Here is a 13505-nt window from a genome sequence, read left to right on the forward strand (position 1 = left end):
ATAAAAAAGCGGACAATGAGCAGATTTATAATGATAATATTCGGAGCATCGGGCGACTTGACAAAACGCAAGTTGATGCCGGCGCTTTATACCTTATATAAAGGCGGACGTCTGCCCGAGGGATTCTCCATTTTGGGCATAGGGCGTACAAGCTATACTGACAATTATTACAGGGAATACATCCTGAACGAACTGCACCGGTTTGTACCCGCAGCAGAACAGGTGGAGCAGCAGATGACGGACTTTTGCAACCATCTGTTCTACCAGACGCTGAACCCCGCCGAAACAGGGGAGTATGGCCTGCTGAACGAACGCCTGGAGGCCATCTCCGGCGAAGTGCGGCCGGACAATCTGCTGTTCTATCTGGCTACGCCCCCCTCGCTGTACGGCGTAATCCCTCTGCACCTGAAAGCGGCGGGGCTGAATCGTCCCCGCACGCGCATCATCGTAGAGAAGCCCTTCGGGTATGACTTGAACTCGGCACGCGAGCTGAACGAGGTGTATGCTTCCGTATTCCAAGAACACCAGATATACCGCATCGATCACTTTCTGGGCAAGGAGACGGCGCAGAACATTCTTGCTTTCCGTTTTGCCAACGGCATCTTCGAACCGCTTTGGAACCGCAACTACATCGATTACGTGGAAATCACCGCAGTGGAGAATCTGGGCATTGAAGGGCGGGGAGGCTTTTATGAAGATACCGGTGCGCTGCGCGACATGGTGCAGAACCATCTTGCTCAGCTTGTGGCCCTCACGGCGATGGAACCGCCCGCCGTGTTTAATGCCGATAACTTCCGCAACGAGGTGGTGAAGGTGTATGAATCGCTTGCACCGCTTACGGAAGAGGATTTGGAGGAACACATCGTTCGCGGGCAATATACGGCTTCCGGCTCTAAAGCGGGTTATCGGGAGGAAAAGGGAGTGGCGCCCGACTCGCGTACGGAAACTTACATTGCCATGAAGATAGGCATCAACAACTGGCGGTGGAGCGGTGTGCCTTTCTACATCCGCACCGGAAAGCAGATGCCGACGAAGGTATCGGAAATTGTAGTCCACTTTCGCGAGACGCCTCACCGGATGTTCCGTTGCGAAGGAGGAAACTGTCCCCGTGCCAATAAACTGATTCTGCGCCTGCAACCCAACGAAGGCATTGTCCTGAAGTTCGGAATGAAGGCACCCGGTTCGGGTTTCGACGTAAAACAGGTGATGATGGACTTCAGTTACGACAAGTTGGGCGGACTGCCCGTAGGCGATGCATACGCCCGCCTGATAGAGGATTGCATAGCCGGAGATGCCACGCTCTTCACCCGCAGCGATGCGGTGGAGGCTTCCTGGCGCTTCTTCGACCCGGTGTTGCGCTACTGGAAAGAGCATGCCGACGCCCCTCTCTACGGCTATCCGGCAGGTACGTGGGGACCTCTGGAGAGCGAGGCCATGATGCACGAACACGGTGCCGAGTGGACAAATCCGTGCAAGAACCTGACGAATACAGATGAATATTGCGAGTTATGAGAAGTTATATCTATCCTACGGCCATAGAAACGGCCCATGCACTAATCAGAAGCCTCGTCGGGATGATGAACGATGAGCCGGGCAGAACGTTCTATTTGGCATTCAGCGGAGGAAGCACCCCCTCGCTGATGTTCGACATTTGGGCGAACGAGTATAAAGAGGTGACCCCTTGGACACGGATGCGCATCTATTGGGTGGACGAACGGTGCGTGCCTGCCGAAGACTGCGAAAGTAATTACGGCACGATGCGCCGTCTGCTGCTGGATAAAGTGGAGATGCCCGGCGAGTATGTCTATCCCATCTGCGGAGCGAACAGTCCGGAGAAGGAAGCCGAAGCATATTCGGTCCGGGTTCGTAGTACCGTTCCGTTGCGGGTCGATGTTCCCGTTTTCGATGTCGTGTTGTTGGGTGCGGGAGACGACGGGCATACTTCCTCCATTTTTCCGGGGCAGGAGCATCTGCTCTCATCCTTGCATCCTTATGAAGCGAGTGTCAACCCCTATAACGGGCAGAAGCGCGTAGCCATGACCGGCAGCCCGCTCTTTGCCGCCCGAAGACTTGTCTTCCTTATCACGGGCAAGAGTAAAGCGGATGTTGTGCGCGACATGCTCGATTCGGGCGATACGGGACCGGCAGCCTATGTGGCGCATCATGCCGAAGATGTGGAGCTGTTTCTGGATACGCAGGCAGCAGGACAATAAGGCAGGACGGTAAAAGCATTTGTTTTGGTTTTTTTTTGAACGGCTCATCCGGGGACACAATTTCGGGTGAGCCGTCTTTGCATCTGAAACAAAAGCACTTCCAACGTTCGCTTACGGAGGAAGTGCTTCACACAAAAACTAAACTAGACTTAACTAAACTATTCTATTGGGGAGTTTCACAACTCCATCTATTCGACGCAAAGATATAGAAACATTATCTAATATGCAATAGGATTTTGCAATAAATCAGCGATTTATTCTATTTTAATCGACGCACCGACAGGCTACTGACTCCTCTGGTCCAGAAAATCCTGAAAGGATTGTTTGTAACTGTCGCTTACCGGGATGTAATTCTTTCCGAATACAATGCGCCCGCGGTCTATTATGCGTATCTTGTCCTTTTGCACAATATAAGAACGGTGGACGCGCATAAAGCGTGACGAAGGCAGCAGGTCTTCCATCGCCTTCATGCTCATTAAGGATAATATGGGCTTGGGAGAATCTTCTTCGTAGATTTTGATGTAGTCCTTCAGCCCTTCGATGTATAATATCTTGTTCAGTTCGATTTGCACCAGTTTGTAGTCGCTCTTTACGAAGATGCTTTGAATCTCTTCTTTGGGTTGTTGCAGCAACTCGAACCACTGTAAGGCTTTGTTGGCTGCCTGCAAGAAGTCTACATACGAAAAGGGTTTCAGCAAGTAGTCCAATGCATTCACTTTATAGCCGTCTATGGCGTACTGGCCGAAAGCCGTGGTGAAGACGATACGGGTGGAGGAATCTATCATTCTGGAAAATTCCAGTCCGTTCAGTTCGGGCATTTGGATGTCGAGGAAAAGCAGGTCGACGTGCTTGCCCGGCAACTCCTTCATGGCTTGCACCGCGCTGGAGTATTTTCCCGCAAGCTCCAGAAACGGCGTTTTATCGACGTAGCTTTCCAGAAGTCCCAATGCCAAAGGCTCGTCGTCGACGATTGCACAATTCAGTTTCATATACTTATGCTTATTAAGGTTTTATCGCTAAAATGGAATAATACTCTTTCCCGTCCTCGCTTATCCCGTGCTTCCAGTCGTAGCGGCCGGGGTAGGTGAGTTCCAGACGTTTCAGCACTTGCTCAAGCCCGATGCCGCTTCCGCTCTTGTCAGCCTGACTTTTGGGGTGATGGCTGTTGGTGATTTCGCAACGTATCTCTTCGGGGCTTTCGCTGAAGCGGATGCGGATGAAACTGGGTTCGGTGGGAGAGATGCCATGCTTAAAGGCATTCTCTATGAGAGATATGAAAATGAGCGGAGCTATTTCCGTGCGGCTGTCGGGACGGATGTCTATCCGGGTCTCGACGGTGACATTGGAGGAGAGGCGGATATGCATCAGTGCAATGTAGTTGCGAATGAAGTCCATCTCTTTGTCGAGGGTGACGAAGTTCTGCTGATTGTCGTAAAGCACGTGGCGAAGCAGGCGGCTCAGCTCCTGAACGGCCGATTGTGCTTTGTCCGTGTCGAAGGCGATGAGAGCGTAAATGTTGTTCAGCGTATTGAGCAGAAAATGCGGGTTGAGCTGGTTGCGCAAGTTTTTCAATTCGGCTTCCGCACGGCTTTTCTCGGCTTCGCGGCGGGCGGCATCCATCTGCCTCCATCGGCTGCTCATTTTGATGGCGGCACTTAGGCCGACGGTCAGTATCATGGAAAAAATGTCGCGCAGGAGGAATATCCATTTGGGAGGCCCCATGTGTCTTCCGCCTCTTTCGCCGCCTTCTCTCAAATGGGTCTGGAAAGCATATTCCTGCCATAAATGGACACCTGCGGCAACGGCTATTATCAAAGCCATATTCAGCAAAATATATTTCTTTATGTTCCCCTCGAACAAGTAACGGGGAATCAGGAAGAAGTAGTTTGCATAGAATACGATGAGAAAAGAGAGGGGGACTATGCTGCCATGACGCAGATAGTCAATCCATGTTATGGTGAAGCCGCTGCGTGCCATCATCAGGAAGGGGAAACCGAATACGATTCCCCAGCCTATGATGTGTATCAGGGCTTCGATGAAGCGGGGGCGGGAGTAGGATAATTGTTTCATAACGAGACAAAGATAGATTTTTATTTGATATCCTCTTTCTTATATTCCTGATTATTCGTAGCGTATGGCTTCTATCGGATCCAAGTCTGCGGCTTTCTTGGCGGGATACCAGCCGAAGAAGACACCGGTGACAGTGCAGACGGCAAAAGAGAGGAATACGCTCCATGGCTGGATGAAGATGGGCCAATGAGCCGCGCTTTTCACGACCCAGCTTGCGCCGCAACCGATGACCACGCCGATGACGCCTCCGGTGATGCTGATGAGGATGGCTTCGATAAGAAACTGGCTCAGGATGTCGATGCCGCGAGCACCTACGCTCATGCGCAGGCCTATCTCGCGGGTGCGTTCGGTGACCGACACGTACATGATGTTCATGATGCCGATGCCGCCCACCACGAGCGATATGCCGGCAATGCAGGCAAGCAGTGTGGTCATCAGGTCGGTGGTGGAATTCAGCATCGTGCTGAGCTCTTGCTGGCTGCGGATGGTGAAGTCGTCGTCATCGCCGTCTTTCAGCTTGTGGTTTCTCCGCAGAATTCCGGTGATTTCCTCGGTGGCATTGTCCGTCATGTCTTCGCTGAGGGCAGAAGCGAAGATGCCGCTGAGGTAGGTCTGTGCCAGCAGTCGCTTCATTACGGTGGTGTAGGGGGCCAGCACGACGTCATCCTGATCCATCCCCATGGAGTTGTATCCTTTGGACTTCAGCACCCCTACCACGCGAAACGGCACTTGGTTGAACCGGATGATTTTCCCTATCGGGTCTTCGCCGGGGAAGAGATTGTCTACTATCGTCTTACCGATGACGCAGACCTTGGCGGAAGTCTGTATGTCGCTTTCGTCGAACATTTCGCCATTTTCTATCGACAGCTGACGGATTTCGAGATATTCCGTCCCTACACCGCTTACGGAAGAAGGATAGTTGTTGTTGCCGGCAATGAGCTGTCCCGATGAGGAGACGCTGGGGCTGATGGCCGACAGAAAGCTTGTCTCGTCGCGCAGCGCCTCATAGTCGGCCATTTTCAGTGTCTGCATGGCGCTGGGGTCTTGGCGTACGCCTCCGCGTGTATCGGCTCCCGGATGAATCATTATCATGTTGGAACCCATTTCGGCTATCTGGGCCTGAATGCTTTTTTTCGACCCTTGTCCGATGGCAAGCATGGTGATGACTGACGCCACGCCGATGATGATGCCCAGCATGGTGAGGAAAGCCCGCAGTTTGTTGTTGTTCAGTGCGCGCAATGCTATTTTGAAAAGGTTTGTTCCGTTCATTTGTCTTCCTCCTGTTTAGGCAATGCCGCCAGCGCTTGGGCGGCATTGAGAATGTTGGTATTGATGGTATCGTCTTTTACCTGTCCGTCGCGCAACACGATGTTGCGGCTGCTGTATTGGGCTATCTCAGGATTGTGCGTCACGAAGATGATGGTACGCCCTTCGGCATGCAGCTTTTGGAAAAGCACCAGAATTTCGAACGAAGTACGTGTGTCCAAATTACCCGTAGCTTCGTCTGCCAGTATCACGGCCGGGTTGTTCACCAAAGCCCGTGCAATGGCTACACGTTGCATCTGTCCGCCCGACATCTGGTTGGACTTGTGTTCCAGACGGTCGCCCAGCCCTACGGCTTGCAGGGCTTCGATGGCACGCTTCCGCCTTTCGGTTGCCGAAACGGAGGAGTTGTACATCAGTGGGAGTTCCACGTTTTCAACGGCCGTCGTTTTGGGCAGCAGGTTGTAGTTCTGGAACACGAAGCCGATTTTACGGTTACGCAGTACGGCGCGCTGTGGTTTCGACATGCTGCGAACGGATATACCGTCCAACAGGTATTCTCCACCGGTAGGGGTGTCGAGGCAGCCCAATGTATTCAGCAGGGTCGACTTGCCCGAACCCGATGTACCCATGATGGTGACGAACTCTCCTTCGGTGATGGAGAACGAAACACCGCGCAAGGCATGTACCGTTTCGTCTCCTACCCGGAAGTTTCGTTTGATGTTCTGAAGTTCGATGACTGTTTTCATGATTAACCTCTCTCCCGCCTCCCTCTCCTCGCAGGGAGGCGGGGCGTTTTTAGTTTATACTTTATGATGATACAGAAGGCAGTGTAACCTCGACCGCAGCCGTACTGTAACTTCGGCTGTTGCCGTACTGTAAGTTCGGCTGTTGTCGTACTGTAAGTTCGACTGTTGCCGTACTGTAAGTTCGATTGTTGCCGTACTGTAAGTTCGATTGTTGCCGTACTGTAACTACGGCAGCATCGATAGTCTTACTGCGCGAAGGGCAAGAGGCTATCTCCTTCTGCCCGGCATGAACGGACTCTGTTCCCTGTTTGCCTGCTGCGAGCTGTCAGGCACGCTGTTTCCTCCCGCTCTTCCGCCGACGGCGGCTTCTGTTATGACGACGGTTCCTTCGTCTACGCCGCCGATGATTTCCGTGCTGATTCCGTTCGAGATGCCGATTTCTACGGGATGGGCGGTGAAGGTGTTGCCTTCGCGCGTCCAGAGTTTATGTTCGCTTTCGCAATCCTTCACCACGTCTTTGTCGCCGATAAGCGGTTTCTCCGGGGTGAAGCGCAGTGCACGGGCGGGGACGCAGAGCACGTTTTTGCGGTCGAGCGTATAGATGGTGACGTTGGCCGTCAGGCGCGGCTTCAGCTTCAGGTCGGGATTGTGGGCGGAAATCACCACTTCGTACGTCACCACCGTGGCCGACGAAGTTGTAGAACTGCTCGAGCTGCTCGAACCGGCTTGTCCTAAGCGGATTTGCGTCACCACGCCCTCGAACGTATCGTTCGGATAAGCGTCTACGGTGAACGTGGCACGCTGCCCCTCCTCTATGCCGGCAATGTCGGCCTCGTCCACATCGGTCACCACCTGCATCTGCGTCAGGTCGGCGGCAATGGTGAAGAGTGTCGGGGTGGAGAATCCCGAAGCTACGGTCTGCCCCTCCTCCACGCTGCGGCTTGTCACCACACCGTCGATGGGAGAGGTGATGGTGGCGTATGAGAGGTTGCGCTCCGCCTTTGCCAGCGAAGCCCGGCTGCTCTCGAAGCTGCTCTTGGCCTTTTCGTAGCCATACACAGCCTGTTCGTAATCCACGTCGCTGATGAGTTGCTTTTCGTGCAAACCTTTGTTGCGCTCGTAATTCTTTTTCTGATATTCGTATTCGGCTTTTGCTCCATTGTAGGCGGCACGCTGCGAGGCAAGTTCGCTTTGCAGCGTCACGCGATCCATCTCGGCTATCAGTTGGCCTTTGGTCACTGTGGAGTTATAGTCCACATAAATTTTGTCGATAATGCCGCTGACCTGCGTACCTACGGTTACCTCAGTCACCGGTTCAATGGTTCCGGTGGCGGTTATGGATTCTGAAATCTCTCCTTTGGTCACGGTTGCCGTCTCGTACACTACCTTATGATTGGCTTTGGATTCGCCGAAAAGCCAGCATCCTGCACCCACTGCCAATAAGGCAGCTATGCTGATGAGAATGATTTTCTTCTTATTCATATCTTTCCTTATTATTAGTTTCTTATATAGCTATCTGTTCACCTTGATAGAATTTCAGCAATTGCATGTTCAGTATCGCCATGTATTTGGCTTGTAGCATCTCCTGCTGTGCGCTGAGCAGGTTGTTTTTCTCCGTCAGCAGCTCCACGGTATTCTTCATGCCTGCGTTGAATTGTTCCTGTATCAATTCGTAGCTCGTCCGGCTGCTTTTCAACTTCTCTACTGCGGCAGCATACCGTTGCTGTGCATTGTTTGCGTCGAGCCAGAGGCTTTCGATGGTTTTGTACAGCGTTTTTTGCTCGTCCAGCAAATCCAGCTCGCTGGTTTGCTTCTGAATCTTGGCTTTTTCTACCGCGCTTTTGGTCTGTCGGTTGCTGAAGATGGGTACGCTGATGGTGAATCCTAATGGGTTGTTCCAGTTCTGCTTGATTTGCTCGCTGAAAGTAAAGTCACTGCCATTGGCATGGCTGGTTCCGATGCCGGCAGTCAGGCTCAATGTGGGCAAATAGCCCGAACGGGCAATCTTGATGTTCAGGTCGGAAGCTTGCACATTCAGCTTGCCGGCTTCTATTTCGGGTCTGAAAATGAGTGCCGAACGATAAACATCTGTCTTGTCGGGCAGAGGAGAGAGTACATTTTCGTCGTTAAGAGCCGGGATGTATAGTTCCATTTCCTGTTCTCCGTCCAGTTCGAGAAGCTGTTTCAGTTGAAGCCTGTAATCCTGCAAGGTGGCTTGTGCCGCAACCAATTGATATTTGTCTGTACTGACTTGTGCTTCCAGTTGTGCGAGGTCGCTTTTGGCGATGCTTCCTGCTTCGAGAAGCAGGCGGGCGCGGTCGCATTCGGCTTGACTCACTTTCAGTGTCGACTCGCAGATTTTTACGGCTTCGGTTGCGTATAGTATTTGTATGTATGTTTGTGCGATGTTCTCTTCGACGCTGTTTTCGCTTTCAGTCACGTTGAGCTCGGCGATGCGGCTGTTCAGTTGTTGCTGCTTGATGGTGTTGAGGTTCTTTCCACCGTTGTAGAGGGTCCAATTGGCGTCGATGCCATAGCTCCCGTTGTATGACGTTTTGCTCTGGCTGCTGGTGATGTTGTCGCCGGCGATAATGGTGTTTGTCTCACTGTTGGGGCGGTTCACGATGCGCTGGCTTACACTGGCCGATAGGTTGGGGAAGAGGGCGGCTTTGGCCGTCTTCACATCCACACGGGCACTTGCGGCGTTGAGGCGGTTCTTCTTGATGGTGATGTTTTGCTGCAAAGCATAGTCAATGCAAGCTTGCAAGTTCCATTGGGCGGGTAGAGTGTCGGCAGTTTGCCGGGTATTTTCTGCCGCGGCTTGTTGCACGGAACTGTCGGCCTGTGCCGAAAGTCCTATGCAACTTGCCATGCAGAGTGTTATCACTGTCAATCTTTTTACGTTCATCATATCTTTAGGTATTCTATGTTTTTATGTTTGCAAAGTTAGGGCAGCCGGATAAGGGATGCAAAAGAGATAGATATCAAGGCGTTTTTTGTCGCCGAAATACTGTTTTGTGCCTATGATTTTGTTTATCCATCAAATATTTTTTTGTCTTTTGTTTGCCTGTGTCATAAAAGTATTTTATATTTGTAATCATTATAAATCTATATCTGATGAAACAGACTGTGGTAAACATTTGGCGCTTTTATCTGGAAGGCTTCCGGAGCATAACATTGGGGCGCACTTTATGGCTTATTATTCTGGTGAAACTTTTCATTATGTTTTTTGTTCTCCGTCTTTTCTTTTTTCCGAGATTTTTGAATACGCTTGTGGTGGGTGATGACAAAGAAGACTATGTCAGTCGGGAACTTATTCATAGAAGTATTGAAGCCAATTGACTAACACTTTAATTCATTATTATTTATAAATCATAAATCTTTTACTTTTATGTTTGAACACATTGACTCTTCTCTGATTGACTGGTCGAGGGCGCAGTTTGCCCTGACAGCCATCTACCACTGGATTTTTGTGCCCTTGACCCTCGGATTGGCCGTAATCATGGGCATTATGGAGACGGCCTATTACCGTACGGGCGATGAGTTTTGGAAGCGTACCGCCAAGTTCTGGATGAAAATCTTTGGTATCAACTTTGCCGTGGGTGTGGCTACGGGGTTGATTCTGGAATTCGAGTTCGGGACGAACTGGAGCAATTACAGTTGGTTTGTGGGCGATATTTTCGGTGCACCGCTTGCCATCGAGGGTATTCTGGCCTTTTTTATGGAGGCAACATTCATTGCGGTCATGTTTTTTGGATGGGATAAGGTGAGCAAGCGTTTCCACTTGGCTTCTACTTGGCTCACGGGATTGGGAGCGACGATTTCTGCTTGGTGGATTTTGGTTGCGAATGCATGGATGCAGAATCCTGTGGGTATGGAATTTAATCCCGATACGGCCCGCAACGAGATGGTGGATTTCTGGGCTGTGGCCACTTCACCGATGGCTGTGAATAAGTTCTTCCATAGTATATTGTCCGGCTGGGTGCTGGCGGCTGTATTTGTGGTTGGCGTAAGCTGTTGGTATTTGTTGAAGAAGCGTGATAAGAAGTTTGCTTTGGCAAGTATCAAGATTGCCGCGTGGGTAGGTTTGGTGTCTGCTGTTTTGTCTGCATGGACGGGCGACGGCTCCGGTTATCAGGTGGCTCAGAAGCAACCGATGAAACTGGCTGCCATGGAAGGCTACTATGATGGGCAGCATGGGGCCGGTTTGGTGGCTTTCGGCCTGTTGAATCCCGATAAGAAAACGCCGCAGGACGGGGTGGATCCATTCCTCTTCCGTGTGGAAATACCCAAAATGTTGTCATTGCTTGCCGAACGCAAGATGGACGCATTTGTTCCGGGTATCAACGATTTGCTGAAAGGCGGTTATCTGCAACAGGATGGCACGGTGGCTCTTTCGGCGGAGGAGAAGATTGAAAAGGGAAAGACGGCTATCGGAGCATTTGCCGCTTATCGTGCAGCCAAGGCTGCGGGCAATGCAGCAGAGGCGGAAGAGGCTGCACGGGTGCTGAAAGAGAATGTGGCCTATTTCGGCTATGGTTATATTAAGAATGTGAACGACTTGGTGCCGAATGTACCTCTGACATTCTATATGTTCCGCTTGATGGTGATTTTGGGTGCGTATTTCATTCTTTTCTTTATCCTGATATTGTTCTTGGCCTACAAGAAGGATTTGTCGCAGATGCGTTGGATGCATTGGGTGGCTATACTGACTATTCCTTTAGGATATCTTGCCGGACAGGCGGGATGGGCGGTGGCCGAGTGCGGACGTCAGCCGTGGGCCATACAGGACATGTTGCCTACAAGTGCCGCTGTCTCCAAGCTGGATGTCAGCTCCGTGCAAACCACGTTCTTTATCTTCCTTGTGCTCTTCACAATCATGTTGATTGCTGAAGTCGGCATTATGCTGAAGGCCATCCGCAAAGGACCCGATAATAATGAACGATGAATAGTGAGGGCTTATAATAAATCGTAAAATATAAATTTAGAATATCAATGGACACTTATATATTTCTTCAGCACTATTGGTGGTTTGTAGTATCCTTGTTGGGAGCTATTCTGGTATTCCTGCTGTTTGTGCAGGGAGGTAATTCTCTTTTGTTCTGCTTGGGCAAAACGGAGGAGCAGAAAAAGATGATGATAAACTCCACGGGACGCAAGTGGGAGTTCACATTTACTACACTGGTTACGTTTGGCGGCGCGTTTTTTGCTTCGTTTCCGCTGTTTTACAGCACCAGTTTCGGCGGTGCATATTGGTTATGGATGATTATTCTGTTCAGTTTTGTATTGCAGGCTGTCAGCTATGAGTTCCAGTCCAAGGCGGGAAATCTGTTGGGAAAGACCACGTATCGTACTTTCTTGGTGATAAACGGAGTTGTAGGGCCGGTGTTGCTGGGCGGTGCGGTGGCTACATTCTTCACCGGTTCAGAATTCTACATTAATAAAGGAAACATGGCAGATGCGGCAATGCCGGTCATCAGCCGGTGGGCCAATGCCGGACACGGGCTGGATGCACTGCTCAACCCGTGGAATGTGGTGTTGGGGCTGGCTGTGTTTTTCCTGTCGCGCATTCTGGGTACGCTCTATTTCATCAATAACATCAACGATGAGAATCTGGTGAGCCGTTGCCGTCGTTCGCTTTGGGGAAATACGGGACTCTTCCTGCTGTTCTTCTTGGCATTCGTCATCCGCACGTTGGTGGCCGACGGCTATGCTGTCCGTCCGGAAACGGGAGAGGTGTTTATGGCACCCTATAAGTATCTGACCAACTTCCTCGAAATGCCTGTTGTATTGCTTGTATTTCTCGTGGGCGTACTTGCCGTGCTTTGGGGCATTATCCGCACGTTGTGGAAACCTGCATTTGATAAGGGCATTTGGTTTGCCGGTGTGGGTACAGTGCTCACTGTTCTGCCTCTTTTGCTTGTGGCGGGCTATAATAATACGGCCTACTATCCTTCCACTCATGATTTGCAGAGTTCGTTGACCATTGCCAACAGTTGTTCCAGCTTGTTCACCCTGAAGGTGATGGCGTACGTCTCTATTCTTGTTCCCTTCGTTCTTGCCTATATTTTCTATGCGTGGCGCAGCATCGATATTCGCAAAATCGATGCAAAGGAAATGAAGGAGGGAGAGCATACCTATTGAGTTTGCAGCGACAGATGCTGCATTGCTTCTTTATGCAATCTTAGTCTGCCGGCCCCATCGGTTTCGTACTGTTGGAGCCGGCAGTTTCATTTTGGCGGATAATGAGATAGGGGGAGTGGATGTATTTCTGCAAATGAGTGTGAAGATACTCTCTATTTCTTTTTTATCTTTTCTTCCTTCTTCTCCGCCGGAGGGAATTTCGGCACTAATTTCATCAGGCGCAGAATTTGCCCTTGCCTTTTTTTGATGTAAGCCGAAGGGCGTGCCGAATCAAAACGTATCGGATTGGGCAGTGTGGCTGCTATCAAGGCACATTGTCCCGCCGATAGTTTGGCGGCTGTGGTGTTGAATTTGTACTTTGCCGCTGCCTGTGCTCCGTAGATGCCTTTTCCCATCTCGATGGAATTGAGATATACCTCCATTATACGCTCTTTAGACCAGCATAGTTCTATCAGACACGTGAAATAAACCTCGAATCCTTTGCGCAGCCATGAGGATTTAGGCCATAGGAATACATTCTTTGCCGTCTGCTGGCTGATGGTACTGGCTCCCCGTCTTCTTCTCCCTTTCTCGGCTTCTTTCATGGCTTTCTTTATCTCCGTAAAGTCGAACCCGTTGTGCGTGGCGAAGCGGTTGTCTTCCGAGGCTATAACCGCCATAGGCAGGTGGGGTGAAATCTTATCGAACGATACCCATGTGTGGTGCCAAAGCGGTTTTTCTCCTTTGGATAGTTGCTGCACACTGCGAATCACCATCAAAGGAGTGACGTAGACCGGTAGAAAGCGGTAAAGCACTGCCGTAGCGAAGGTGGAAATGAAAAAAAAGAGTATAATGTTGCGCAGAATACGCAAAGGTTTACGAAGCTTCATAAAACAGATACTTACTTTCGATTTGCCTCCATGAAGAGAAACGCTGACAGAACTTCCGGCGTTGTCCTGATTGTATAAAGCCCTCACGCACGGGTATCTCCAAGCAAATTCCGGAATACCGAACGTGGGGGCTTTCATCTAATGACTTTTTTTCTTTAATATCCACCAAGAATCTGTTTTTTATGGTTTTGAGCTTG

12 protein-coding genes are annotated in these 13505 nt (G+C 50.6%); 5 read left to right on the plus strand and 7 right to left on the minus strand.

Going from position 1 to position 13505, the window contains the following annotated elements; all coding sequences use genetic code 11:
- The first annotated feature begins 15 nt into the window (after positions 1–15).
- Both zwf and pgl read left to right on the plus strand, forming a co-directional pair.
- A complete protein-coding gene (gene zwf, locus C3V43_RS13365; RefSeq protein WP_106070184.1) occupies positions 16–1512 on the plus strand; it encodes a glucose-6-phosphate dehydrogenase in 1497 nt (498 codons plus the stop codon).
- On the plus strand, positions 1509–2213 hold the full coding sequence (pgl, locus tag C3V43_RS13370) for a 6-phosphogluconolactonase (protein ID WP_106070185.1): 705 nt from the start codon (positions 1509–1511) through the stop codon (positions 2211–2213). The genes zwf and pgl overlap by 4 nt, the downstream gene beginning before the upstream one ends.
- Positions 2214–2497: 284 nt before the next feature.
- Here pgl and C3V43_RS13375 read toward each other — a convergent pair whose 3' ends face one another.
- The 6 genes from C3V43_RS13375 to C3V43_RS13400 all read right to left on the minus strand — a co-directional run bounded on the left by C3V43_RS13375 (position 2498) and on the right by C3V43_RS13400 (position 9206).
- Positions 2498–3202 carry a LytR/AlgR family response regulator transcription factor gene (locus C3V43_RS13375; RefSeq protein WP_106070186.1) on the minus strand — a complete coding sequence of 235 codons (705 nt, stop codon included), beginning with the start codon at positions 3200–3202 and terminating at the stop codon, positions 2498–2500.
- 13 nt (positions 3203–3215) lie between these two features.
- Positions 3216–4283 carry a sensor histidine kinase gene (locus tag C3V43_RS13380; protein ID WP_106070187.1) on the minus strand — a complete coding sequence of 356 codons (1068 nt, stop codon included), beginning with the start codon at positions 4281–4283 and terminating at the stop codon, positions 3216–3218.
- Between the two features lie 51 nt (positions 4284–4334).
- A complete protein-coding gene (locus C3V43_RS13385; protein WP_106070188.1) occupies positions 4335–5552 on the minus strand; it encodes an ABC transporter permease in 1218 nt (405 codons plus the stop codon).
- A complete protein-coding gene (locus tag C3V43_RS13390) occupies positions 5549–6295 on the minus strand; it encodes an ABC transporter ATP-binding protein (RefSeq protein WP_174704390.1) in 747 nt (248 codons plus the stop codon). The genes C3V43_RS13385 and C3V43_RS13390 overlap by 4 nt, the downstream gene beginning before the upstream one ends.
- 267 nt (positions 6296–6562) lie before the next feature.
- On the minus strand, positions 6563–7777 hold the full coding sequence (locus C3V43_RS13395) for an efflux RND transporter periplasmic adaptor subunit (protein WP_106070190.1): 1215 nt from the start codon (positions 7775–7777) through the stop codon (positions 6563–6565).
- Between the two features lie 22 nt (positions 7778–7799).
- Entirely contained in the window at positions 7800–9206 is a 1407-nt protein-coding gene (locus C3V43_RS13400; protein WP_106070191.1) for a TolC family protein, read from the minus strand.
- Positions 9207–9412: 206 nt separating this feature from the next.
- Here C3V43_RS13400 and C3V43_RS13405 point away from each other — a divergent pair, with 206 nt between their 5' ends.
- From C3V43_RS13405 to C3V43_RS13415, 3 genes are read left to right on the plus strand one after another with little or no spacing between them, the layout of a single operon-like run.
- Complete coding sequence (locus C3V43_RS13405; protein WP_106070192.1) at positions 9413–9637, plus strand: DUF4492 domain-containing protein; 225 nt, start codon at positions 9413–9415, stop codon at positions 9635–9637.
- 49 nt (positions 9638–9686) lie between these two features.
- The gene (locus C3V43_RS13410; protein WP_106070193.1) at positions 9687–11243 is read left to right on the plus strand and encodes a cytochrome ubiquinol oxidase subunit I; all 1557 of its coding nucleotides are present in this window, start codon (positions 9687–9689) and stop codon (positions 11241–11243) included.
- A 47-nt stretch (positions 11244–11290) separates the two neighbouring features.
- Positions 11291–12439: a cytochrome d ubiquinol oxidase subunit II gene (locus C3V43_RS13415; protein ID WP_106070194.1), complete on the plus strand. Its 1149-nt coding sequence runs from the start codon at positions 11291–11293 to the stop codon at positions 12437–12439.
- Between the two features lie 152 nt (positions 12440–12591).
- Here the strand turns inward: C3V43_RS13415 and mtgA are convergent, their stop codons facing one another.
- The gene (gene mtgA, locus C3V43_RS13420; RefSeq protein WP_106070603.1) at positions 12592–13308 is read right to left on the minus strand and encodes a monofunctional biosynthetic peptidoglycan transglycosylase; all 717 of its coding nucleotides are present in this window, start codon (positions 13306–13308) and stop codon (positions 12592–12594) included.
- Between the last annotated feature and the right edge of the window lie 197 nt (positions 13309–13505).

The sequence above is a fragment of the Prevotella heparinolytica genome (assembly GCF_002998535.1).
GTDB lineage: Bacteria > Bacteroidota > Bacteroidia > Bacteroidales > Bacteroidaceae > Bacteroides > Bacteroides heparinolyticus.